20 protein-coding genes and 1 pseudogene are annotated in these 24,355 nt (G+C 36.2%); 5 read left to right on the forward strand and 16 right to left on the reverse strand.

Annotated elements, in window-relative coordinates; all coding sequences use genetic code 11:
* Positions 1–25: 25 nt before the first annotated feature.
* Genes IPH52_02090 through IPH52_02125 form a run of 8 tightly spaced genes read right to left on the reverse strand, consistent with a single transcriptional unit; the run spans position 26 to position 11,388 of the window.
* The gene (locus IPH52_02090; GenBank protein ID MBK7053831.1) at positions 26–3,121 is read right to left on the reverse strand and encodes a response regulator; all 3,096 of its coding nucleotides are present in this window, start codon (positions 3,119–3,121) and stop codon (positions 26–28) included.
* Positions 3,118–4,248 (reverse strand): ABC transporter substrate-binding protein, encoded by a 1,131-nt coding sequence (locus tag IPH52_02095; GenBank protein MBK7053832.1) that lies wholly within the window; start codon positions 4,246–4,248, stop codon positions 3,118–3,120. Before IPH52_02095 ends, IPH52_02090 begins: the two co-directional genes overlap by 4 nt.
* Entirely contained in the window at positions 4,205–4,801 is a 597-nt protein-coding gene (locus IPH52_02100) for a tetratricopeptide repeat protein (GenBank protein MBK7053833.1), read from the reverse strand. Before IPH52_02100 ends, IPH52_02095 begins: the two co-directional genes overlap by 44 nt.
* On the reverse strand, positions 4,801–6,654 hold the full coding sequence (locus IPH52_02105; GenBank protein ID MBK7053834.1) for a tetratricopeptide repeat protein: 1,854 nt from the start codon (positions 6,652–6,654) through the stop codon (positions 4,801–4,803). Before IPH52_02105 ends, IPH52_02100 begins: the two co-directional genes overlap by 1 nt.
* On the reverse strand, positions 6,630–8,738 hold the full coding sequence (locus IPH52_02110) for an urea transporter (GenBank protein MBK7053835.1): 2,109 nt from the start codon (positions 8,736–8,738) through the stop codon (positions 6,630–6,632). The genes IPH52_02105 and IPH52_02110 overlap by 25 nt, the downstream gene beginning before the upstream one ends.
* 16 nt (positions 8,739–8,754) lie before the next feature.
* On the reverse strand, positions 8,755–10,086 hold the full coding sequence (locus tag IPH52_02115; protein ID MBK7053836.1) for an alanine racemase: 1,332 nt from the start codon (positions 10,084–10,086) through the stop codon (positions 8,755–8,757).
* Positions 10,079–11,146: an ATP-grasp domain-containing protein gene (locus IPH52_02120; protein ID MBK7053837.1), complete on the reverse strand. Its 1,068-nt coding sequence runs from the start codon at positions 11,144–11,146 to the stop codon at positions 10,079–10,081. Before IPH52_02120 ends, IPH52_02115 begins: the two co-directional genes overlap by 8 nt.
* Positions 11,143–11,388, reverse strand: coding sequence for an HPr-rel-A system PqqD family peptide chaperone (locus tag IPH52_02125; protein MBK7053838.1), 246 nt, complete (start codon positions 11,386–11,388; stop codon positions 11,143–11,145). Before IPH52_02125 ends, IPH52_02120 begins: the two co-directional genes overlap by 4 nt.
* Before the next feature lie 311 nt (positions 11,389–11,699).
* Here IPH52_02125 and IPH52_02130 point away from each other — a divergent pair, with 311 nt between their 5' ends.
* Positions 11,700–12,776, forward strand: a complete 1,077-nt coding sequence (locus IPH52_02130) for a cyclic nucleotide-binding domain-containing protein (protein MBK7053839.1) — start codon at positions 11,700–11,702, stop codon at positions 12,774–12,776.
* A gap of 4 nt (positions 12,777–12,780) precedes the next feature.
* On the opposite strand, the gene IPH52_02135 is transcribed toward IPH52_02130, so the two are convergent.
* The 3 genes and pseudogenes from IPH52_02135 to carA form a co-directional block, all read right to left on the reverse strand.
* Positions 12,781–13,275, reverse strand: a complete 495-nt coding sequence (locus tag IPH52_02135) for a hypothetical protein (protein MBK7053840.1) — start codon at positions 13,273–13,275, stop codon at positions 12,781–12,783.
* A 121-nt stretch (positions 13,276–13,396) separates the two neighbouring features.
* Positions 13,397–13,579, reverse strand: coding sequence for a hypothetical protein (locus tag IPH52_02140; GenBank protein ID MBK7053841.1), 183 nt, complete (start codon positions 13,577–13,579; stop codon positions 13,397–13,399).
* 82 nt (positions 13,580–13,661) lie between these two features.
* Positions 13,662–14,748: pseudogene (gene carA, locus IPH52_02145) on the reverse strand (glutamine-hydrolyzing carbamoyl-phosphate synthase small subunit).
* 43 nt (positions 14,749–14,791) lie between these two features.
* Here carA and IPH52_02150 point away from each other — a divergent pair.
* Positions 14,792–15,139, forward strand: a complete 348-nt coding sequence (locus IPH52_02150; GenBank protein MBK7053842.1) for a hypothetical protein — start codon at positions 14,792–14,794, stop codon at positions 15,137–15,139.
* On the opposite strand, the gene IPH52_02155 is transcribed toward IPH52_02150, so the two are convergent.
* A complete protein-coding gene (locus IPH52_02155; GenBank protein ID MBK7053843.1) occupies positions 15,111–17,192 on the reverse strand; it encodes an ABC transporter substrate-binding protein in 2,082 nt (693 codons plus the stop codon). The genes IPH52_02150 and IPH52_02155 overlap by 29 nt on opposite strands.
* 180 nt (positions 17,193–17,372) lie before the next feature.
* Here IPH52_02155 and IPH52_02160 point away from each other — a divergent pair, with 180 nt between their 5' ends.
* Together IPH52_02160 and IPH52_02165 are read left to right on the forward strand one after the other, a co-directional pair.
* On the forward strand, positions 17,373–17,690 hold the full coding sequence (locus IPH52_02160; protein ID MBK7053844.1) for a hypothetical protein: 318 nt from the start codon (positions 17,373–17,375) through the stop codon (positions 17,688–17,690).
* Positions 17,691–17,708: 18 nt separating this feature from the next.
* On the forward strand, positions 17,709–18,512 hold the full coding sequence (locus tag IPH52_02165; protein MBK7053845.1) for a sterol desaturase family protein: 804 nt from the start codon (positions 17,709–17,711) through the stop codon (positions 18,510–18,512).
* Positions 18,513–18,591: 79 nt separating this feature from the next.
* On the opposite strand, the gene IPH52_02170 is transcribed toward IPH52_02165, so the two are convergent.
* Positions 18,592–19,878 carry an SH3 domain-containing protein gene (locus tag IPH52_02170; protein MBK7053846.1) on the reverse strand — a complete coding sequence of 429 codons (1,287 nt, stop codon included), beginning with the start codon at positions 19,876–19,878 and terminating at the stop codon, positions 18,592–18,594.
* 25 nt (positions 19,879–19,903) lie between these two features.
* On the reverse strand, positions 19,904–20,767 hold the full coding sequence (gene mtnP / locus IPH52_02175; protein MBK7053847.1) for an S-methyl-5'-thioadenosine phosphorylase: 864 nt from the start codon (positions 20,765–20,767) through the stop codon (positions 19,904–19,906).
* 276 nt (positions 20,768–21,043) lie between these two features.
* On the opposite strand from mtnP, the gene IPH52_02180 reads away from it, so the two are divergent.
* Entirely contained in the window at positions 21,044–21,769 is a 726-nt protein-coding gene (locus IPH52_02180) for an SGNH/GDSL hydrolase family protein (GenBank protein ID MBK7053848.1), read from the forward strand.
* Here IPH52_02180 and IPH52_02185 read toward each other — a convergent pair.
* A complete protein-coding gene (locus IPH52_02185) occupies positions 21,746–23,086 on the reverse strand; it encodes a hypothetical protein (GenBank protein ID MBK7053849.1) in 1,341 nt (446 codons plus the stop codon). The two genes, IPH52_02180 and IPH52_02185, sit on opposite strands and share 24 nt — an antisense overlap.
* A 481-nt stretch (positions 23,087–23,567) precedes the next feature.
* Entirely contained in the window at positions 23,568–24,332 is a 765-nt protein-coding gene (locus IPH52_02190; protein ID MBK7053850.1) for a hypothetical protein, read from the reverse strand.
* Positions 24,333–24,355 lie beyond the last annotated feature (23 nt).

A 24,355-nucleotide genomic window follows, 5' to 3' on the forward strand; every position in this document is an offset into this window, starting at 1 on the left:
TAAACTTTCGAAGCAAGAAAATAATCTATTTACTCTTCATGTCGTAAACGCCTTCCCAGCCTTCGGGAAGTCCAAACTTTAAATACTCAATAGTTCTATCTAAGTATTGAACCACCGCTTTATCTTCTGGAAAATTCTGATTCAGCTCTTTTAAAATTGCATTCGCTGATTTCATATCTCCCTGCAGATAGAAATTGATACCTTTCTTAAATTCTGCATTCGTTTTAATTTTCTTATCTCGAATTAAATCTTCATCAGAGTTCATCACTTCATAGATTTCAATTGGTTGGTTTCTTCCCTTTACACGCACACGATCTAAATATCGAACTGAATACTTTGATGGATCTTTTACTTTTCCCAGAACCACAGAACTAATAATTATCTGTGCACCATAATATTTCGTTAGCCCCTCAAGCCTTGCAGCCAAGTTTACGTGATCCGAAAATGCATCTCCTTGCATACGATTTACTTCTCCAATCATCCCGAGCATCATAAAGCCTGTATGAATTCCATATCCTGTTTGGATTGGAGAATATCCATTAGCCGCTCTTCTTTGGTTATAAATGGAAAGCTCATTCAATTGGGCAATGGCTGAGTCAATTGCATCTTCCGTTCTTTCTTTGAATACAGCCATGATTGCGTCTCCCACATACTTCACAATAATTCCTCGATACTCACGCACTTTCGGACTTACTCTTTTAAAATATGCATTTACAAAATTAAAATTCTCTTGTGGAGTCATTGTCTCAGAAAGAGTAGAGAAGGATCGTATATCAGAAAAAACGACTGACATATCTGTGGCTACGTTGTCTCCGAGATTAACGTCAATTATACTCTCTTTGGATAGAAATTGTAGATAATCATGCGGAACAAATCTTTCGTAAGATTTATTAAGTGTAGAGATTTGAATATGCGTTTTGATTCTTGTAAGTAATTCTTCTTTTTGAAATGGTTTCGCTAAATAATCATTAGCCCCACATTCGAATCCGTATACAAGATCACTGATTAAGTTTTTTGCCGTAAGCATTATAATGGGCAGGTTTCCACTTGTTTGTTTTCTTCTCACAATTTTACAAACTTCATATCCAGAAAGTCTTGGCATCATTATATCTAAAAGGATAAGGTTGATTTCTTCCTTTTCTAAAATTGCTAATGCTTCGTCTCCATTTTGTGCTTTGAAAACTGTATAATCAGCAAGGCTCAAATGATTTTCTAGAACTTGAACATTGACCGGCTCATCATCTACAACAAGAATCTTTATATTACGATGAGATTCATCAACTATACGAGTCTCTAAAGATTCATCCGCATACTCAGGAGTAACCCCTAACGGAACAAGACCTTCGTTCACAGTCGCTACAGCTTTCTCATTGGAAATAGGAATCGTAAAATAGAACTGACTACCTTTTCTTACTTCAGATTCTACCCATATTCTACCTGAATGTAATTCGATTAGAGTTTTCGTGATACTAAGACCGAGACCAGTTCCTCCATATTCCCTTGAAATCGATGCATCTACTTGCTCAAACGATTGAAAGATGGAATTAAATTTATCTGTTGGAATTCCTATTCCTGTGTCGGAGATAATAATCATTAGCTCTTCTTCGTTATTTGGCTTTGCGTAGATTTCCACTTTCCCCATTTCAGTAAACTTAATCGCATTTCCTATGAGGTTAAGAAGGATTTGCTGTAATCGATTGTCATCGCCTAAAATTGCCGGAGTATTTTCTGGAATGCTGTTTATAAGGTCAATGTTCTTTCCATTTAAAAGATGTCTGGACAGAAGTAATACCATATCGGCTAACGACTTTATGTCGATTGGTTTTTTCTGAATAGCTATCTCGTGATTTTTTAATTTTGAAAAATCTAAAATATCATTTACTAAGTTAGATAGTCTTCTTCCGCTATCACTTATCATACGGAGATTTTTTACAGATTCTTTTTGTAATTTGCCTGTAGCCCCATCTATCATTGAATCTGCAATTCCAATGATTCCATTGAGTGGAGTTTTTAATTCGTGCGATGTATTCGATAGAAATTCATCTTTCAGTTTATCTAATTTTTCTAATTCTTGATTCTTTCTTTCTAATTCCGTTAGACTAGAACTCAAATCGAGAGCCATCTTGTTAAATGTGAGAGAGAGTTCACCTATTTCGTCTGACGATGCAACAGGAACTCTTTTTTCTAAATCACCACGACCAAACTCGTCAGCGGCTCGCTTTAGAATCAACAGTGGGGCAATTACTTTTCTTGAAAGAAAATAAACAATAAGAAGCGAGAGGGAAATGAGGATTAGCCCGATGGTAATGCCTTTATTGCGAATTGTAACAATATCTGCGAATGCTTTTTCGTTTGGAATTTGTAAAAATAACTGCCAACGGTTTCCCTGGAAATCAAGAAATCCGGGTTCGCCTTCTTTTGCATAAATTGTATCGGTTGATAGAATTTCTTTTTCGGATTGTTTGAATAAAGAATCTTTTTTAAAAGAACGATGGTTGGAATAAATAGTATTACCCTCATGGTCGAGTAAATCAATCAATGCATAGTCTTCTAAATCTTTGCTCCCACTTATAATCTGGTGAAGCCTACCAATGGAGACAAATGCAGTAACCGCTCCTATCAGAACTCCATCTTGACTCATCACAGGAGCAGCAAATACAATTACTTTGTTGCCAATTTCTTCTAGGTATAAAATATCACTAGCTGCGCTGATTTTATTTTCAGAATAAACTTCTCTAGTCCAAGTTGAATCTTTGCATTTATCTCCAATCGCCAAACCATTCGTATCCGCTATCTTGATACAGTTTTTATCGTAATAGGATAATGAGATGTAAACCTTTCTTTGGTTTCGATAGGAGATAAGCTTTTTAGTAATTTCCTCTGAATTAACTTTTGTATCCAGAAAAATTGGATCCGCACTGATTGTTTGCATATCGGAATAACGTTCAAATAGAACTCTATCCATTTTATCAAATATATGTCCTGCTTTCTCTTCTAATCCATCCTGTATTTGCGTTTCGACAAAACGAATTGCAGAAATATAAACAGAAATTCCAGTGGGAACTAGAATGCCAAGTGTAAAAAATAAATATACCGCGAAGATTTTTAAGGATAATTTCATTTTGCCTCAATACTCTTTACAAAGCTATCGTCGATAATGGTCTTTAAGTCCGGATTGCGGTAAATCTGTCCTCTTTCTTTTAGAAATCGAATGATTGTTTCTCCTGCTGTAAAAAGTCCAGCAACTTTTGATTTATAATTAGAATCCATTCTCTCATCGGGGCGCACGATACCGGGCATACGAGGTCCCTCTTGAAGACCAATTGTTGGTCCTTCGTTTTGTGTGATTCTTTGTGGATTTAATTTAGACATATCCTCTGTCTGGGCCTTCAGTGTTCCTTGATTTTCTTCCAATGTTAAAAATCTCAATCCGTCCAAATCTTCTTTAATTTCTGAGTCTGTTTTTTTAATTTTGGTAGCTACAATAGCAATAGCTTCTTTTGAGTTATGAGAATAAAACTGATTTGCCTCATCCAAAGATTGAATGAGTTTTTTTAATTCAGAACTATGAGTTTCTAAAAATTTTGCGTCAACACTCAATGTATCAGAGAGTAGATTTGGATCATCGGAAGACCTTCCAATAATATTCCATTCTCGTTTCGAAATTTCCGATAGGCTAACGCCCGTTGTATGTCCGGCATCAATTTCACCGGATTCTAGCTTTGCAAGGACTTGGTTCACTGGTAGGTTAACGGCAAAGTATTCCCCATCTTGAATTCCATTTTTTCCTAAAAGTTGTTGCACAAAAATATGCGAAGATGAATTTACTCCATCGAAGGAAATTTTTTTCTTTTTTAGTGAGCCTAAGTCTTTTATTTTAGATCCAGCGATGATAATGTCAGTAGTAAATGAATCGCTGAAACGATAGATTATTTTTGTTTCATGTCCTTCAGAAGAGAATACAATGGATTCAGTCAGACCCGTGCAGATAACGTCTAATTTTTTTTCGGAATAAAGTTCGCTTAGATTCTCTGTTTGGAATAACTCTACTTCAAGTCCGTTCTTTTTAAAGAGGCCTTTTTCTTCTGCGATAAACACATGCATAAAATTCGTTCTAGGCGGAACACCTAGACGAATTTTACTTTTTCTAGTCTTAACCTCCGTGCAGGAGACTAAGAGGATAAGAATGAGTATCTGCGGTAGTCTATTTATCCGCATAGCTAGCGCCGGAAGTAACTCTTTCCTCATTTGGAATTACTTTTTTTAGAGACGCAAAAAGCACTTTGGCTTTAGCTTTATTTCCTTGTTTGAGATAAGACCATCCAAGCCCAATCAGCATTTCTGTATCAGCAGGATAATCCGCAGTAATCGACTCATAGTATGTTTCGGCTTCTTTGTAATTTGCTAGCACATAATTGGTATAAGCCAATGTGCTTCTTGCAAAGTAATTTTTGCTATCTAACTTTAAGATTGTTTTACAAGCAATGTCTACTTGTTTGTATTGTCCCAACGCGAGTAATGCTCTTACGTTTCCTAACCTTGGTTCAATTGCATTCGGAGCTATCAAGGTTGCCTTTTGATAATAAGAAGCTGATTTTGTAAAATCTCCTTTGACTAGTGCAATCCAACCTGTTCTTAGTTGAATGAAATAATCATTTGGACTTTCCTTACTCAATTCTTCCATTGTTTCTAATGCTTTCGCATAATCTCTCTTTGCCTCTTGCGTATACGAGTCAATCAGTGTATCTGATACGATCTGTGTCGCAATTACAAGTATAAATAGTGATAGTATTCTTTTCATTATATTCTCCATATAAGCATAAATTTTACAGTATCTGAACTAGGTCTCTCATTTCTTGAATCAAGCCATTTATCATGACTGAATTGCAATTGAATTGTAAGATTCTCTGTTTTAATTCCAATTTGCCCGTATCCTCCGTAAAGTAAATCAAATCCTGTGTAGATCCAATTTTCTCCCATGAATGGAGTTCGTGCAGTTCCGTATCTACCTCCAATTCCAGCATAAAAATATTGTAGAGCAAAACCAAATTCTTGTTGGAAGAATCCATAGCCTTTAGATTTTTTATACGTATCAGTTCCAAAATAAAGCGGTGAAGTTGAAATTAGATAAGTTTCAGAAGCTGCAACTGACATGGATTGACCGCTAATGGTAGAAGAAGAATAGAATTTATCTAAAAACGGATAATAGAAAGTAACCGTTCCTTGACCACCTTTACTGCTGGGAGCAGAAATCGCCGCACCCGAAACTGAAATAGTAAAGTTGTTTGTGTAGCTAATTCCAATTTGCCCGGCAGCGCCACCACTTAGATAAGGTGTATTCGAACTAAGAACTTGCGGGGTAATGCTCAAAGAAAAACGATCGGATAACTTGTAAGAAACACCAACGGCATACTTAGTCGTTACATAATTCTGCGATGTAATTAAATTTCCCAGATAATACATGTTAATCGCTGATGTATAATAGCTTGGGATGGAAGAAGGTTTGGCTAAATAACCATACGAAGATAGATAAGCTAAGTTAATCGGATCGGTGATATAATTCGTGACCCCTTTGCTTGAACTAAGATTTTGTGTTACATCATGAATGGCACTTGCTCGTATATTCCAATTTTCATTCGGGCTATACGAAACACCCAATCCGTATTTTTGTCCATTGCCAATAAAGTCCGATCCTTTGAAACTATATCCACTATATTCTGGGATAACGGCAAAATAAGGGTATGCGCTACCGCCTGACAAAGCCTTTTGAATTCCTTTGTGTTCAGGAGAAAGCTTACTACCTTCTTGAAATAGTTTTGTTGCCTCGTCTTTGTTTCCAGTATAGTATTCGCATAGACCGATTTTCCAAAGAAGATCAGCATTCTTACCGTATTGGGCTTGCAGTTGTTTATAATTCTCGGAGGCTTTAGCATATTCTTTTTTTTCTAAGTATGCGTCGCCAATTCGTTGTTTTGCGTAATAGTTATTTGGATCTAACGCTAGAACTTTTTGACCGGCGGCAATGCTTTCGTCATTCTTACCCATCGCAAGAAGCGCCCACTGGATGCCGGATAACGTATCAATTGTAGAATAAATACTATCAGCCTTTTTATAATCTGCCAATGCCTTATCATAACTACCATTCATCATATGGGCATAGCCTCTATACATATACGTGGCAGCAGAGTCAGGATACTTACTGATGAGTTGATCTAGTAATTCAATCGATTTCGGATAATCTTGCTTAGCCTTATATGCCTCGGACATTCTAAACTTTGCAAAATAATTATCTTTATCTAGTTTTAGGATTTTTTCTCCAGTAGAAATGCTCTCGTCATACTTTCCATTGGCAAGAAGAGCCCATTGTATGCCGGATAACGTATCAATAGTAGAGCTTATACTATCAGCTTTCTTATAATCTGCTAGTGCGCTTTTGAAATCATTCAACATCATGTATGCATAACCTCTATAGGAATATGCAATAACATCATCTGGATTCTTTTTGATTACTTTATCGAGTGTCTCGATTGATTTCTTGTAATTCAGTTTTTCCATTTGTCCAACAGCCTCGGCTACTGTTTGCGAAAAAATTGAATTCGTATTCCATAAAAGAAATACTAAAACGCCGACTACTCTGATTTTCTTAAAATCCATTGATCTCCCTCTCTATTTTTAATTTGAATGACTCCAGGAGCAGATACATCTGGTGCTAAATCTAGCTCATAGAGGATAATGCTTGTATTGCGTAATACTTTTACTTTTAAACTGAGGCTTGTATCTTTTTCAATCATTTCGCCTTGCCACTCGAAGCCAACACTGTCACTGAATGGATGAATTAAATCCTTTACAAGACGAACTGGTAGGCTTGAAAAATACTTATACGACATTCTATCTTTCCATTGACTCGAATTGTTAATAAATGGAACACGATAACTTGCAAGGTAAAAGAAGAAAAGAGCTGTATTCTTTTTACCAATATAATCTAAGCAAGAAAAATAATCTGGGGATACATAAAAGTAAACACGGTTGTCTTTTTCATCTTCAAGAAATCGATTGCCCAATAAATCTAAATGCACTTTCCATTTTTCAGTATAGGTCTTCGTGTTATTCTTAGTGAGGCTAATCTTAAATTCCTCACCGGGAGAAAGAGAGTAAAAGTTTTTCAAATTAAAATCAGAATGTAAATTTGAAATTACTTGTTCTTCTGATGGAATTTCATTGAAATGAATTAGTGTTTTGCCATCTACTTCATTTTGGTATTGAGTAAAGCTAACTGGAATGGTTGAACTTCCCAATTCCGGCGTAGATTGAAAATGCAAATGAATATGTGGCTCTAAACTTCTACCAGAATTTCCTGCCAGACCAATCTTTGTGCCAGCAGTTACGTAATCGCCTTCTTTTACAGAGATAGAGTTTTTTAGAAAATGGGATACATGAGAAAATAGAAATGGAGTGTGTTCGATTAACACGAAATTGCCCCAATTATTTTTTGTATCTACTTCACCCGGTTTATTGTCCTCTAAATGCTTTACCACTTTAGTGACTCTACCTGCACAGGGGGCAAGCACTGTTAGCCCGAAAGTATAAAAATCTTCGCAAGTGTTTTCTTTTCCTTTTCGAACGTTTCCTTCTGAGTCTATCGCCATAAAATCAAGGCTTTCTTTCCATGCATCGCGGTGGGTATACTTACCGTTAAACCCTTGCGACACTTTCCATTTTCCAGAAAAGGGTAATCGAATATAAAGACCACTTACACCAAATCTCTGCAACCTAGTTTTGTAATAATCTAAATTGGACTCAGGTGCGCCGGGAAGAAAATCAACAGCCACAAAGTTTCTGTTGCGTAATAGCTTTATTGTATAAATAAATAAAAGTGTAACGCTTGTGAATGGCAAAGCCAAAATAGGAATACTAAATGGAGTAAACAAAACACTCGCGAATGATGACACAAGGGCACTGACCATAGAAGCGAGGGCAGCGATTAAGAAAGTGGAAGGACTAGGAACAAGGAAAATTCCTCCGACAGCAATTGCGGTTAATATATAATTAAACCCAACTGAACCAGCAGAGATATTTCCCATTTTTCCTTGAAGTAAAATATGGAAAGTGATTCCAGTTATAAATCCTATGATAGAAAGTAAAAATGCAATTCGACTCGATGCAAAGAGTATTAAAGCAAAGCATAATCCCGCCCAGGGACTAGATTGAAAGAAAATTCCTCCCAAACTTTTGAAGTAATAGAGCATATAATTAAAGCTTTCTGGAAATAGAGGATCATACGGAAAATCATGATTTGTCGTTCTAAAGTTTAATCCGTTGTAATCATAGAATGAAAAGTATACAATTACGCTAACAATCACAAACGGTATGGATAATATCGGTAAGCCTAGAAAATAGGAAAAGGCATACTCAAGAGCAATGGTAAGAAAAACTAACAATACAATTGCCGCAAATAAAATAAATATCAAAGTAAAATCTACATTATGGTAGAGGTTAATGGATAATCCAACTAGAAGACCGTTGAATCCAAGAGAACCTTTCTTGATTCTCTCTTCATGCACTCCCAAAAACATCGCAACCAAAATAGAGAAGATAATACCAAGTAACCCCATCGCACCGGCTTCCCAATTAAACAGGGTTGCAAAGAAAATCAAAAGCCCCAGATAGGGGCTTGGACTGAAAAGGATTGAAGAATAAGCAGAAAGTGTTCCAAAATAAATGGTTTTTAAAAAATTCATGCGCTACCTATTCTTTTTATTCCAATTCCATTGCGTTGATATCATCAACCGTTTCTCTTCTACGAATTTCTTTGACGTTGCCGCCTTGTTGAATCAATATAACTGCTGGACGCATTTCAATAAATTGCATCCACTGCGTAACGTTATACGCTCCAACAGGATGAATCACCAGGTGATCTCCTCTTGACATATTCGGAAGCAAAACATTTTCACGAACAACGTCAATATTCATACAGAGTGGACCGTATAGAGTCACATCTTCATATGCTTTAGAATAATCTTTGACGGGAGAAATTTTTAAATCATACCAAGTTGAGACATACAGGAGATTTAACCCCGCATTTAATACGACTGCTCTCTTTCCGCTAGGCATTGTCTTGTTTCCAACGACTGTGCTTACGAGATAACCGGAATCATCCACCATTGCTCTTCCTGATTCAAGAAAAAGTGGAGGCGGTTCTTCGGGAGAAAAAGAATCATAAAGCGAAGAGCATATTGCCTCAGCGTATTGATCGAACGAGGGTAATAACGAACTACCCGCAAAGTAGGTGCTCTTTAATTTATTTGCAGAAACAAAACCACCGCCAAGGTCAATGTATTGCATTGGTTGACGAAGTTCATCTCTTACTTTTTTATAGAAGTCTGCAATCTTTGCTGCTGCTCTTTTGTAAGCAGAAGGATCCATCATGAAAGTTCCAATATGAGAGTGAACACCGACTAATGCTAATTTGCCACCACTGTGTGCAATTCTTCTAGCTGCTTCTAGTGCATGACCGGATTCTAAATTAAAACCAAATCGACTCCATGACGGATAAATACCTGTATCCATATTGATTCGAATGGCGAGGTCTACTCTCTTTCCAAGCTCTTCGGAAATTTTCATTAAGTCTCTGATTTCATCGAGATGATCGGCGTGAATTCTTGCTCCTTCTGAGACAGCAAGTTTTAATGCTTCGTATGGTTTATAAGGTCCGTTAAAAATAATTCTATTTCCAGGAATGCCATTCTTTCTAGCTTTTTGGTATTCAAAAGCAGAAACTACTTCTGCCCAAAATCCTTCTTTGTGAAAGACTTTACAAATTGCATTTAAATAATTTGTTTTATAAGACCAAGTTGGTTGAAACGAAGGATAGCGAGATTCGAAAGCTTGTTTGTATTCGCTAATCTTTTTACGAATTGTAGTTTCTGAAAAAATAAATAGCGGCGAACCGTGTTTTTCCAGGAGAGTCTCAATGGAAATTCCGTCAATAGAATGCATTGTCTCTGGAATATTAAATCCTCCGAATTTATTAGCAGCGCCCATATATTGTCTGCGAATTACTGGGCGAACATACATACGTTTACTCATGTTTATCTCCTTTCTCGATATCGAGCAATTGTCCTTTGATAGTTAGTGATTCAATATATTTCATTGGGATAATTTCATCCCAGCTATGTCTTACAAATACTTTTCCTACATCGTAAGTTTGAAATGGAGTGACCGGTTCATTTAGGCTTAGCTTTAATAATGCTTCTGGTAAATTTTGTCCAGATGCAGTCGCGAGATAAACCCACGCCGGAAAACGGGGATTAATCTCTAGCAGATACATTTTTCCTGTTTTGTTTTCTACGATGAATTCTAGTTCACATCCACTGTTCCATTTGATGAAGCTTAGAATTTTTTTGGAAGTAGCTTTTGCATCTTCGCTGTTGATTGTTACGCCCGCCCAGGCTTTTCCTTTGTCTGTAAGAAAAAGTTTTTTCATGACTACAGCACCTATCATTTCTCCTTCTTTTGCAAGTGCACAAACGTTGATTTCTTCGCCTGCAATGTATTTTTGAAAGATAACGGGCACTCCCCATTTGCCTGCCATTGCATAAAAATATCCAACAGCTTCTTCGTAATTTCTAGCTAGATACGCTTCGTAAAAAACACCTTTTACAAACAAGGGAAATCCAATCTCGTCTGTCACATGACGTATTGCTGTTACATCTTGCACAGAAATAGTTTCAGGAAGTAGGACGCCTGTATTTTCCAGAGACTCTTTTAAATAAGTTTTGTCTCTAGTGTGAAGTTCTTTTCTCCCGGGAAGGAAAACGCTAATGTCCATTTTTTTTAATTCACCCGAAATGGAAATGTAGTTATCTAGTTCTGAATCTAATGTGGGGATAATAACGTCTAGCTTCTTGATTGAATTGATATGTCTGATTCGATCCAATAAAACTTCTGGTCCCGAGCTTGGATATGGAAGTAGAAATGAGTTTTCTAAAAGTTCGCTCATGAAATTTCCAGGCTCAAGTGCTCCATAAGCAAAGCCTATTAATTCTGGATTTAATTTTGACTCACGAAGAGAGCGAAGGACTGGAACACCAGGACCGGGGCTATCAACTGCGTTCATTCCACTGACGGCTACGACTGTCCTTTTCATTTGTAAAGTCCTAATTCAGTTAATTGGATAATCATGTCCGAATAATCACGCTCAATCTCATGTGCATCGACTTCGTATTCAGTGATAATCGATTGAAGTATTTCTTCTTTTGTCTTGTCTTGTTTTAATAAACGAACAATGGCGAGAGCTGTTTCGTTTAACGTATATGTATTGCCCGTAGTTGGATCAAATACAAACCCAGTATCGCTTAGAGCGAGATTTTTTAAAGCTTCGGATGCCATATAACCTTCCTTTTTTGAGAAACATTCAAATTACTTAACCTTCGAACAGGAATAATTTACCACAAAATTTTTCAAAAAGAAAAAAAAAGTTCACTAAACAATGATTTTGCTCATTTAAAAAATAAAAAGTGTTTTGTGATTGAAATTCATATTGTTGGAATATTAGATATACCTTATATTCTATTCAAAATCGTCCTTGCCGATAAGACTGGTCTTATTTTTTATAAAAAAAATTTTAAACAAGGTTGAATAAAAAATAGGATAGTGAAACCTAGGAGCAAAATAAAATTATCTTCATCTAGAAGGATCAAATGAATAATCGAACTGATTGGGGAAAACTACAAAGCCTTCAAAAAACTTTTAAGCGTGGCACAGAATTAATTTCACAGGGGATAAAACCTAAAGCATTATATGTATTAATCAGTGGAAGACTAAATGTTTTTCGAGATGGGGTTGCTGTGTCAAAGGTAAAAAGGCGTGGAGAATACATTGGTGAAATCGCTGTGCTTCTTAAAACGGTGGCAAGTGCTACAGTAAAAGCAGAAACGGAAGTTGTTGTCATAGAAATTGAGTCTTCTAAAATCATTCCTTTTTTAAATCACACACCAGATATTGCGATTGCGCTCGGGCGGAAAATGGCGGATAGACTCGTTGAGTTAAATTCTAATTTTTCGCTATTAATAGATAAAGATTACAGACCGGATTTTATAAAGTCTCTCCAAAATAAATATAAAGAGCAACAATTATCGCCTAGCCCGGAAGATTTGAATTTGCAAAAATTAAAACCTTTCTTCGTTGAATTTGCAGCGGGTATGGATATTTTAACACAAGGACAATTTCCGAGTGCGCTTTATATTTTAGTTTCTGGAACTTTAGAAATTGTAAAGAATGGAAAAGTAATTGCTGTAGAAAGTAAACCCGGTTACTATCTTGGAGATGTTGCAATTCTTCGCGATACTTTCTCGAATGCAACCGTTGTTACCCGCACTTCTGCAACGTTAATCGAAATCAAAATTGAAAAGGTAGATTATTTTCTAAATCATTCTCCAGAGATTGCCATATCCATTGCTGTCAAGCTTGCAGAGAGAACGATTGCTATCAATGAATTGTTTTTAGATCTACAAGTAGATGCAGTAAAGGACATCCTTAAAAAAGAAGAGCAGATAAAAAAAGAAATAGATGAAAAAAAATCAGCAGATGAATCTTACAAAGATGAAATTCGAAAAGAATTGGCTGAAAGAAAAAGAATCAAAGCTGAGAAAGAAAAATTAGAAGCGATGCAATTTGTAAAACAAAAAAAACAAGACGCCATCACAGAGCAAATCAACGAGATAAAAAAAGTAGAAAAGGAAATTTATTCCTTACTTGGAATTGATATGGAAGATTAGTTTTTTATTTATGCTGTTTTACAATTCCAAAAATGGGAACATGACTTTCTGTTTCAACAGTTTCAATTTGGAGAATTTCAACTAGGTCGTCACGAAGTCCTTGGAAGAATCCCTTTTTTTCGTTCGATGACTTTGTGATTTCTACAGAATGTTCCGTTTCTAATTGAATGGATTCAAGTTCTGAACTTGTATCATTCATATTTAAAAGAACAGGCTCATAGGTTGTGTCGGAGGCATAGGAGCTAGGACTTTTGAGTAGAGGAGTTTCTTCGGGTAGAAAAGAAAGCTCAATTTTATGAAAGGTGGGAGCGGGATTTTCTGGAACTAGAGATTTGTTGCCATTCGCATCGGTTTTACATCTAACATCCGTTTCTTTGTGACAAAAATAGCAGCTAATCGTTATGACATTGGAATGAGAAATGGAATTGGCAAGCTTGGATTTTTTTCCGCAATTAGGGCAGTTGAACGAAATCTCTGTAACAGGGGATGTAGTATTCATAGTCTTCTATAGAAATCGGATATTCTCGTGAATGCGATTATAACAAAATTATGTAATATTAGTAATCTACTAATATTTTTTAGGGCTTTTAAGTAATGCTCCTTTAAAGCCCCAAGCCAAATTAGATTACGCCGGCTTTCTTAGCAATTGCGTAGAAATTAATACCCCAACCTACACCTAGAAAATGCTTAGGAGTAAAAACTTCTTCGGTGCTCGGATCCCATAAATCTTTTAGAAGTGCATCTGTTGTGAGTTCTCTTCCGATTGGAAGTCCCCAAAAATTGTCTTGTTCCTTGTTATCCATTTGTGTGTCCTTTCTCTTTGTATTTGTCCCAATATTTTTTATTGAAACCATTTTACGTCAACGAAATTTAATCAAAAAATTTCTAAGCTTTGCTCTTTTTTACCATTTCAAAAAACTCTTTGAATAGATATTCGGCATCATGTGGACCTGGTGAACTTTCAGGATGATACTGAACTGCCATTACAGGAAGAGTGCTCGATTTAATTCCTTCAATTGTGTCATCGTTCAAATTGATATGAGTAATTGGCTCTGTTGACGAGTCTTCTCCGATTACCGCAAAACCGTGATTTTGCGCTGTGATTTCTACGCGACCGCTAGAGATATTTTTTACTGGTTGGTTGCCGCCACGATGACCAAACTTTAGCTTTGTTGTTTTTCTTCCGAGTGCCAGACCAATGATTTGGTGTCCCAAGCAAATTCCGAATAAGGGTTTTTTATTGGCAATGATTGTTTTGGCTGAATGAATTCCATAGCTTACAGGCTCCGGATCTCCTGGACCGTTTGATAAAAAGTATCCGTCGAAGTTTTCTTCCATTACTTTTTCGATTGGATATTCGGCAGGAAATACACTTACCGCAAAACCAGCATTATTCAAACACTTGAGGATATTCGTCTTTACCCCGTAGTCGTAGACTGCTACTCTATAAGGTTTGTTTTCTTTTGAACCAAATTCATATCGTTCTTTTGTGCTAACAACTTTTGCTAAATCCATTCCCTGAATGCCCGGGAAATTCTTTTACTTTCTTTAAAAAATCTTCCGAATATTTGTCTGCAATAAAGATACCGCCATTAGGAGCTCCATTGCTGCGGATAAAGCGTGTTAGCTTACGAGTATCAACTCCCTGGATGGCAGGAATTTTATGTCGAATCAAAAAAGAAGCCAATGTTTCGGTCGAACGAAAGTTAGAGGGAACAGGAACATATTCTTTTACTATAAGTCCGCTCACTTGCACTTTGTCGGATTCCATGTCTTCTGCACAAATCCCGTAATTTCCAATCATAGGGTAGGTAAGCGTAACAATTTGCTTACGATAAGAAGGATCTGTCAATATCTCCTGGTAGCCTGCCATAGAGGTATTAAACACCACTTCGCCCACTTCTGAGCCTTCATAGCCGAAAGACTCGCCTTCAAAAATTTCACCGTTGTCTAAAACTAAAAATGCTTTCATTTGTTTCTAACATATTTCATATTGTAGCATTAAGGTCAACCAAATGCTTCCATTAAATGATAATTCCTTTAACCTAATTTTTGGGGCAGATGCCGAAAAAAACCTCATCCCGATATTCATCAACGAAAAGAAATATATGGTTCCCCGCCATCTGAATCTACTGCGTGGGTTTCATTATATTGTATCTACTACAGAAGACTATGAATTAAAATTACAAAAGCATTGCTGGGCGGGAAGTTGTGAAAATTGCAAATGTCGCTTTCAGGATGCGCAGTTGGGGGAAGCAGAGGGACTCGCTTGCCAAATGGATGCAGATCCGAATTTAAAAATAACGCTAATCCCCCGAACAATGAAACGAAAAATCACATTTGCAATTGATTATAATATCTAGGTTGAGAGAATTTATTTTTTGAAATACTTAACCAAGTAGACCGAGTTTCCTTTTTCATTGTATTCGACTTTATCAAAAAGTCACGAGCCATTATAATTCCCCGTCCATGAGCTAGGGCTTGAATTTCTTTATCATCGCTTTTTCTTTGGAGCATTTTTTTGTGATCAAATCCATTTCCTTCGTCTGTAATGCGAAAGCTAATTAATTCAGGACCGACTGTAAACTCAATCGTCACAAATTTATATGTATACTTTGGCTCTTTTTGTCTTTCAATTAAGAATTGAAGATAATCTCCGTTAGCCTGTAATTCCGTTTTCTCTTCAAAATCTATATCTAAATTTCCATGCTCTATGGCATTGATTAACATTTCTCTAAGAGAAAGTTTTATATTGTAAACGGTTTCTTGGTCTGAATACCTTAATGCTGTCATAGGAAGTCGATGACAGATTGCATCAACGAGAGTCAGGTAATTTTTGATTCTAAAAACCTGTCTTTCTTCTTCACAAAATTTTAGAAGTTCATCTTCTTTAACGAGGCATGCAGTTCCGAGTAAAATATAATCCTCTTCAGTTGGCACATACTGAAGGGTTATTCCAATTTCAAGAGGCTCCCCAATTTTATTCGAAAGATCAGAATTAAAAGAAAGACTGCTTTTAGAATTAATCACTTCTTGAATTGTATATTTGAATACTTCTTTGTAAAGTTCTAGATGACTCAATGTTTCAGAGTTATAGAGTAGCTCAGCAAAGTTTTTTCCGATTAAATCTTTTACTTTAAATTTTAGAATGTCAGTGACGGCTCGGTTAATAGTAAGTATCTCCCCATCTCCATTTAAGGAAAAGATAATGTCTTTAGAATTCTCTACTAACTCCTGGTATTTACGTTTTGATTTTTCCAGTTCATGATTTAACTCTTCTAATCTTTTTTTATTGTGCAAAAGTTCTCTGGTTCTAATTTTTACTAATTTTCGAAGAGTGAAAATTAGAATTATGGAAAGCATAATAATGGGGACGACTGTAAAAAAGCCGGCAACTAAGTATTTTTTCCATCTTGAATCGACTTTGGGATCAGCATCGAAGATAAATCCTTCGAGAGAGTATTCACCGTGAAATAAGCCAAGGTTCTCAAATGTTTTAGCTGTTTTAGCAATTCTATCCGGATTGATATGACCGATAGGAATTACGTTGGAAATAATAAATGATTCTAATGTCTTTGCTTCGTAGAGTAGGTAATCTTTCGTTATCCGCTCGTTCTTATTTATTTCGGGAGTGTTTAAAATTAGGTCTACCGTTTCAGGAATATTTTCCATGGCATACTGCCAGCCTTTAAGACTTGCATTCAAAAAAGAAATGACTCGGTCTCTATGCTTTTCAGTTTCATCTTCTGATGTATAAAGCATGTCGCCATAAAAGTCTATTCCGAAATCGTTAGGCGATAGAACGTAGGTTTTTACACCCACTTTTTCCATTTGATAAGGCTCGTTTGTAACATATCCAAAGAGTGCATCTACTTTACCACTCAAAACAGATTCGATACCATGATCATTCGGAATTGAAGTAAAGGAATTTAGAGGAATTCCCTCTCTGAAAAAAATAGCTTGTAATGGCGGAGGAATTTCACTTTCGGCAAGCATGATTTTCTTATTGATTAGATGGGAAGGAACTCTAATTCGTCTATCAAAACGAGTAACTATTGCATCGGGAGTATGTTGGAAGATTGCGGCTAACACGACTACCCGCTTCTTTTGCATACGGGCTAATAAAATACGAGAATCAGCAACTCCAAAATTATGTTTACTGGATAGTATATTTTCATACGTAGAGTTCGGACCGCCTTCAATTAAATCAACGTCTAAACCAGCTTCGGCATAATAGCCTTTATACTTCGCAGCGTAGTAACCGGCAAACTGAAATTGATTGTGCCACTTCAATTGAAGAGATACTTTCTCTAGGACTTTCTCTTCCTTGGTTTGACCAAAAATGGAATGAGAAAATAAGCAAAGTAGGAATAAAAATGTGTTAGTCCATTTAGAAATCATATAGACAATGTTCATTTTAACTTATGAATAAAATAGAATAAAGCAAGTAATTTAAAATTGTAAAGACTAAAAATATGAAAATCTTTTTCCTATTGCGATTTTCACTCTCACCAAATAAATACGGGGTTAGAGTTTACTTGATTGTTTAAAGTCAGTTCCTATGCTGGGATTTTAAGATAGTTTCAGGAGTCTAACATGCAAAATCAAAAATCTATATTTCAAAAACCTTTCGTTAAATTTTTAACTTTGTTCCTAGCATTTTTCGCACTGACATTGAGTGTAGTGCTTTCCCAGAGCAATGCGCAGAATAAGAATAAAAAAGAGCCTGTCAAAATTTTCAACTCTAGCAAGAGCATGGCACCGAATCTTCCAAAAGAAAAGCCGGCTGAAAAAAGTAACGAAGAAAAATCTAAATCAGAACAGACTAAGAATACTCCAAAGCAAGAAGAAAAAAAGAAAGAAACTCTACCAATCGTTCCTTCTAGTAAAGCACCCGATCCGGGTCAGTATTAAAAAAGAGGAATCAATCTTTTGATCGAAGTGATAGATTATTCTTTAAAAGTATTTCTTTACCTGCTACTTATTTCAATTGTATTTATTCCTTTAGAATTAAGTTTCAAACAAAAGGAAGTGAAATTCTTTAGAAAAGAATGGCTAATAGATATTTTCTTCTACTTCGGACAGGTATTGGTCTGGAATTTTGTAACAGTCTATGTATTGAATTTTCTCTTTAGTAAAATGGATTTTCTTTGGATAAAAAAATTTCATGCTATAGTGAAAGAATTTCCTGCCTATATGCAGATAATATTCGTTATTCTCTTGAGTGATTTTCTCATTTATTGGGGGCATAGATTTCAACACCGGTTTGATTTTCTTTGGAACTTTCATAGAGTTCATCATACTGCTGAGACGGTTGATTTCATTGCCGCCTTTAGAGAGCATCCTCTAGATAATATTTATACCCGCGGAATAGAGACATTACCTGCTATCCTCTTGGGCTTTGATTTGAATTTAATTGCTGGCTTTTTGACTTTTCGCGGCTTATGGGCGTTATTCATTCATAGCAATGTAAATCTGAGATTGGGATTTCTTGAAATTCTTTTAGGTTCCCCCCATCTTCATCATTGGCATCATGAATTAGAGCACGAAGGCAAATGCAATTATGCAAACCTATCTCCCTTAATGGATATTTTATTTGGAACTTATTACAGTCCTAAAGCAGCACCCATTTCCTTTGGAATTGTAGATGAAATGAGTCATTCTTACTTGAGTCAAATCATAGAGCCGATGATTCCAAAGGCAATAAGAAATAAAATGAAACGAGTTAAAGGTTAATACTGTGTATGCCCCTGTAGATTCGTTGAACGCATGGACAAGCTCTCCATGACAATTTCGTTCTTTTCACAGTTCTCGTTTATTTCTTTGCTGGAGATTTCGTTGGCTTTACAGTCTCAGTAAGTGTTTTTTCCAAAATCCCTTTTGAATATTTGTAAATGATTTTTTCTTTTTCTTTTTGAACTTGAATACTTCCATCAGGAAGAATTTGAACAGTATCACAATATAAATAGTTCGGAAATAGCTGCTCAAACATTCCTTTTTGGTAAGCGTAGATATGGCATAATGGTGGTTCGCCGCGCGTATTAAACTGAGCAAAGATTTCAGGAATTCCGTCGTAATCAATATCTTGGATTTTCAAATTCTTCTTGTCGCCGGCTAGCAGAAAATGAGCATTATCCTCTTCATTCCAAAAGAGATAATAAGTAACAGAAAAATTCCCGAACCCTTTTTTAGTTTTAGTCCCTGTCGGATAACCAATGATATACGCTTTTTTCTTTTTTGTTCCATCTTTAAATGGAATAGGCTCAATTTCTACTTTTCCATAATTGATAGCCTGCTTTTCGTCAGGTTGCAATTTTTGAATTTCATCTACCATTTCTTTATCAGATGGTTTTAATTTTTTCTTTCTATTCTTTAAAGTGTATGCAGAAAAAGCTTCCGGTGAAATAAAGCTTCCACTCTTTGCGCCAATCCAGCTAACAATCACATCTTCTGAATTGGGCTTCAATGATTTCATTTCGAAATAATAATATTCATTCTCGTAGTAAATCTTTTTGCGATATACAGGAACTACTTCCCCTTTATCCGGATAATCAGGCATTACCCCTAAGATTTCTCTGCCGGGTTTTCGATAAAAAATTGGCTCAGATGATTTAATGATAAAATAACCAATCAGAGTAAGCGGAAGAAAATCCTCCTTATCCTCTTTTACAATTGTAAAACCAGAAAATATCCAACCGGTCTTTCCGTTGTATTCAACCTTCAACCAATTTCCAATACGAGTCTCGATTGCTTCTCGCTCTTTGGTTTCTTCTAAGACTTCTCCTATGACTTCTTCTGGAATATTGATTAGCTTTTTACCGGCTAATTTAGGTTTGTCTCTAAGCGGAGTTCCGCCTTTTGCTACAACTTTAAAGTAAGGCTTTTCCTTTATTGCATTTTGTGTAGAGTCTGGATTGTCGTCATCATCCGCATCTTTGGTATCGTCTGCCTTTTTTGTGGACTTAGCATCCTTTGCAGTTTCCGTTACTTTTTTTTCTTTCTCTACTGGCGGTTTCTTTTTGTTAGCCTGTGCGGTCAGTTCCATGAAACCAAACCCTGTAATTAAAAATGTGATTAGAATGAGTATAATATTTTTATTCATAATGATTACCTTATAACAATTGTTGTCAAATCTCCGGAAAAAGTGTCCTGATTTTTTTCATTTGCTCTTCATTGCGTTTGGTAGGATTTGTGAAGATGGAAAATTTAGAAGTGCCAAGTAAAGAAAGATCATCTCCATTTCCAAGAAGAGGAATTAGATCAACGATTAACTTCTTAGCAGTATCGTTATTATGCGTTAGGTTGCCAATGATCATTTCAACAGTGACAGCCTCTTCATGCTCTTTCCATGAATCATAATCAGTTGACATGCAAACCATTTGGTAAGCAATCTCTGCTTCGCGCGCGAGCTTTGCTTCGGGAAGCACCGACATATTGATAATATCCCCACCGACCATGCGATACATTTTAGATTCAGCGCGAGTAGAAAAAAGCGGACCTTCCATGCAGATTAAAGTTTTTCCAGTGTGCATTTTGATTCCAAGCTTTGTAGCTAAAGAATTAATTCGATCAGAAAGACTTTTAGAAAATGGATCGCCGAAGCTTGCATGGGCTACTACACCTTTGCCGAAGAAAGTAGATTCACGAATTCCTTTTGTGCGATCAATGATTTGATCCGGCAAAACGAAATCACGCGGAGCGATTTCTTCGCGTAAGCTACCAACGGAACTAAAAGCAACAATTTCTTCAACGCCAATCATTTTTAATGCGGCGATGTTTGCGAGATTTGGAATTTCGGAAGGACTGATAAAATGCCCTCTACCGTGTCGGGGTAAAAATGCGATGAGCTTATCTTTGTAACGTCCGATTGTGATTGTGTCGGAAGGCTTACCCCAAGCTGTATCAGGAAAATATTCTTCGATTACTTGCATTCCTTCCAATTCATAAAGTCCAGTTCCGCCAATAATTGCCGCTTTTACTTTTTCGTTCAATCTACTACTCCAAATCGTTCTATTTTTTATGTATTTATCTAATGCGAGTATAGTCTAGTCATTTTTTGATTTGAGTTTGGGTGTTGTGATGCCATCGTGTAGGTAACGCATATATGCGTTACCTACACGATGGCGTATTTTCCGAGGGTTCTGTCAGAGACATATTGTAAGGACTTGATTAATCAAGTCCTTACAATATGTCTCTGACCTTCGACAACGCTCAGTGCAAGCACTGGATTAAGATTGACTCTTATCATTAACTCTTAAAATTAAACTATGAAATTCATTTTATTTATTTTACTACTGGCTAATTCTATTTATCCACAAGAGAGAAGGTTTTTATTCAGAGACCCGGTTATTCAATCCTCTGACGCATTTACCATGTTAGGCGATAGTCGAACGCAATATGTATTTCAGTTTGGAGTAGAAGTAGATTGGGAAAATCAGGATTTTCTTGGGAAATATAAGACATCTTGTAGTGAAGGCAAAATAGGAATTCAAAATGCAGGAGTTGCGGGATCAACGACAGAGCATTGGTTGGAATTTCTAAAGAGTGAATATTATAGACCAGAAGATTATCATGAGAAGATTGTTCTTATGATTGGTGGCAACGACATACAGCGTTATGCCTACAAATGGAAAGGATTTAGAATCAATAGAGCTGAATCACTCAATGAAGCGATAGACGAAATACACGCGCGAGTTGTAGAGATTGTAAATATACTAAAACAATCCAATAAAAAAATCATTCTACAAACTCATTTTCGAGTCAATCCAGATATGAAAGACACACACAGCAAAGCTTTAAATGAAGGCTTGGACGCTTTAAATCTACGTCTGCTTAGCTCCTATGGTAGCGACAACTCGGATGTTAGCCTCGCCTACTTAACTCCCGATTTTCCTGCCCCGCTCTTTCTTGACTTAGTTCATCTAAATCCTTTCGGTTATCAACTTCATTCTTATTTTCTTTCGAGAGAATTACAGAGGAGATGTTGGTGGTAGTGTTTTGGGTATTTTGGAGATGAGGGTAATATTGCTTATACTCGTATAGTTATATTGATAGACTCCTCCGCTGCCTGTTAGAGTAGCCTTTGGATTAGTTAAGATAATATCGTAAGGTGTAGTATCTTGAATACGATTTAGAAGAGAAATATTGGAAGGATTTTGAACATCGTAAATCATTAAACCATCTTGCAAATCACAGATGAATAGATATTGATTGTCTATACCTAACCCAAAAGGATTCTTCATTGGATAACTCTTAACAAGTCTCGGATTTTTGATGTCACTTATATCGAGAATATCTAACTGGTTAACAGCATTAGTCCCACAACCCGCACGCAGTGTAACATAAGCATAATTACCCTGTGCGACTACTGGATCACAACTTCTTGCATGAGTGAATTTTGATACATAAGTTGGATTTTCGGGAGTGGTTAAGTCGTAGATAAACATTCCCGTCGTAGATCCTAACATAAGATAGGTTTTAAAAAGAAAAGCTGTTTCCATAACCGCTTCTAGATTAGAAACTTTTACAAAGCTTGGTTTTTCTGGATTGGAAATCTTAACAGTAAAAAGTTGTGAGTAAGAAAGAACATACAGATAATCCCCGTTAATCGCAAATCTTGCAAGAGAACCCCCTGTTCCAGAAGAAGCAGTTGCTGTCCCAGTTGCGGTAGCCGTGCTAGTCACGGTAGGCGAGCCAGATGCTTGTGAGAGAGAAAATAAGGGGATAAAGTCAAACATTTTATTTGGACAATTCTTATATTGACGGATTAGAAAATAGTTTTCAGGTGAACTAGGATTTACACTTCCCATACTCACAACTCCCATGTTTGTAAATCCGTAACCAGCAAAAACATCTTTTAATTTAGTTTTTACCTCCGGCTCACCTTGGTCGTTGAGTTTAATTGCGAGTAACCCATCATAGCTATCTGCAAAAATAATTCCGTCCTTCACTGCAATATCATAGTTTCCTGAAATTTGGATGGATGTAAATTTTACTGGGTTTGTCGGATTGGAATTATCGTAGATATGAATTCCCCAACCTTTGTCGTTTATATATAAATACTTATCGTATAAATAAATTTTACCCGGTGAGAGTAAGGATCGCGTTAAGTCTTTTTTAATTTCGGAAGTATAGTAAGGAAGAGAGGTTGAAGCAGAAGCAGAAGCAGAAGCAGTTGTAGCTGTAGTTGTAGTTGCTGGTCTAGAAGAAAAAGAGCTAACTCCTACTCCCGCAATTTTACATTCGGATGTATTTCTATCATTGCAATTATAGATACTAAAAAGAATACATAAGATCAGAAAAGGTTTCATATAGTTAGGCGATGAATCTAAATTACAAAACCTATTCACGCTTTACAAGTAGAAATTTTCGGCTTTATATTATTATCTGCCTCATGGACATGCTCAGCAACGGCATCGATAAAAGATAAACACCACGGATTCGACCAACTGGCACAAGTCGTTTGTATTTCGCAAAATCATCATGGAAGGAAATGAGCAAATCATTGATTATCCGCTGACATTTGGAATAGTCAGAGAATTCTTGGAACGATAGTGGATACATATACATAGACCTTATTCGACCTACACCAAAGGAAGGTATTTCGGCTATAAAAACCAATACGGAAATAGGATGAAAATTACCGTTTTCCAAGTCAATAGTTAAATAACTTCACCTTATATTGGGACTGTGTAAAAACAAAAAAATGTGTCACACTATGTTACTTCCGAGTTGGCGCAACATAAGGCGAGCTATTGATTTAATTGGGGCGAATAAGAGCTTTCCGAAATCTTAAAATTGCAAAGAATAACCAAGCCTGATATTACTTAGATTGGTTTGGATTGTTTCTTGATAATCGAAATTTATAAATGGCTGAATTAGAATTCCCTCGGTAGTATAATTATTATTTAAGATTAAAAAATTATGTTTATAGGCATAGCGAGTATTTAGACTAAGATGCTCTATTCCAATAAAAAATCCTTTTTGAAATACCCATTGAAATCCAAGTCCATAAAATTTATAATTAGCGAGAGGAGAATTTACTTCTCGAATCACAGGAATATTTACAGAAGTCCCGTCTTCATATCTTTTAGCATATTGGTATTCTACACTCTTGTAGTGGCTAACATAGTCACGCCCCATTCCGCCCGTAATATACAAAGGAAATTTTTCAAAGAAATAGTATCTAAAGTTGAGAAGACCAACTTCTAATGAATTTGTTTTTTCTAGTATACTCAAATTGAGAAATGGATTCAGATAAGGTGATGTAGAGAATCTTTGTTTATGTAAATGAGAATAACCAACAGAGAAACGAGAAGTCAGATTGTATTCTAAGTTTAGATTTAGAAATCCGGGTGTTTCCGAAAATTTATCATTACCCTCTCCATATCCAATTCCGATTTCTAATTTTCTCTTTTTTCGAATTTCTGCTTGGGTTAAATTGGTATTATCCTTTGGTTCAGTGTTTGGTTGGGAAGATTCTTTCTCTGGTTCAGTTGTCTTTGTTGGGTTATCTTTTTTCTTTAGCGAATTCCGTTTCTTCGTAAGTTTCAGCAAATATAGGAAAGGTAAGAATTAAA

It is taken from the genome of Leptospiraceae bacterium (assembly GCA_016708435.1).
Taxonomy (GTDB): Bacteria; Spirochaetota; Leptospiria; order Leptospirales; family Leptospiraceae; genus UBA2033.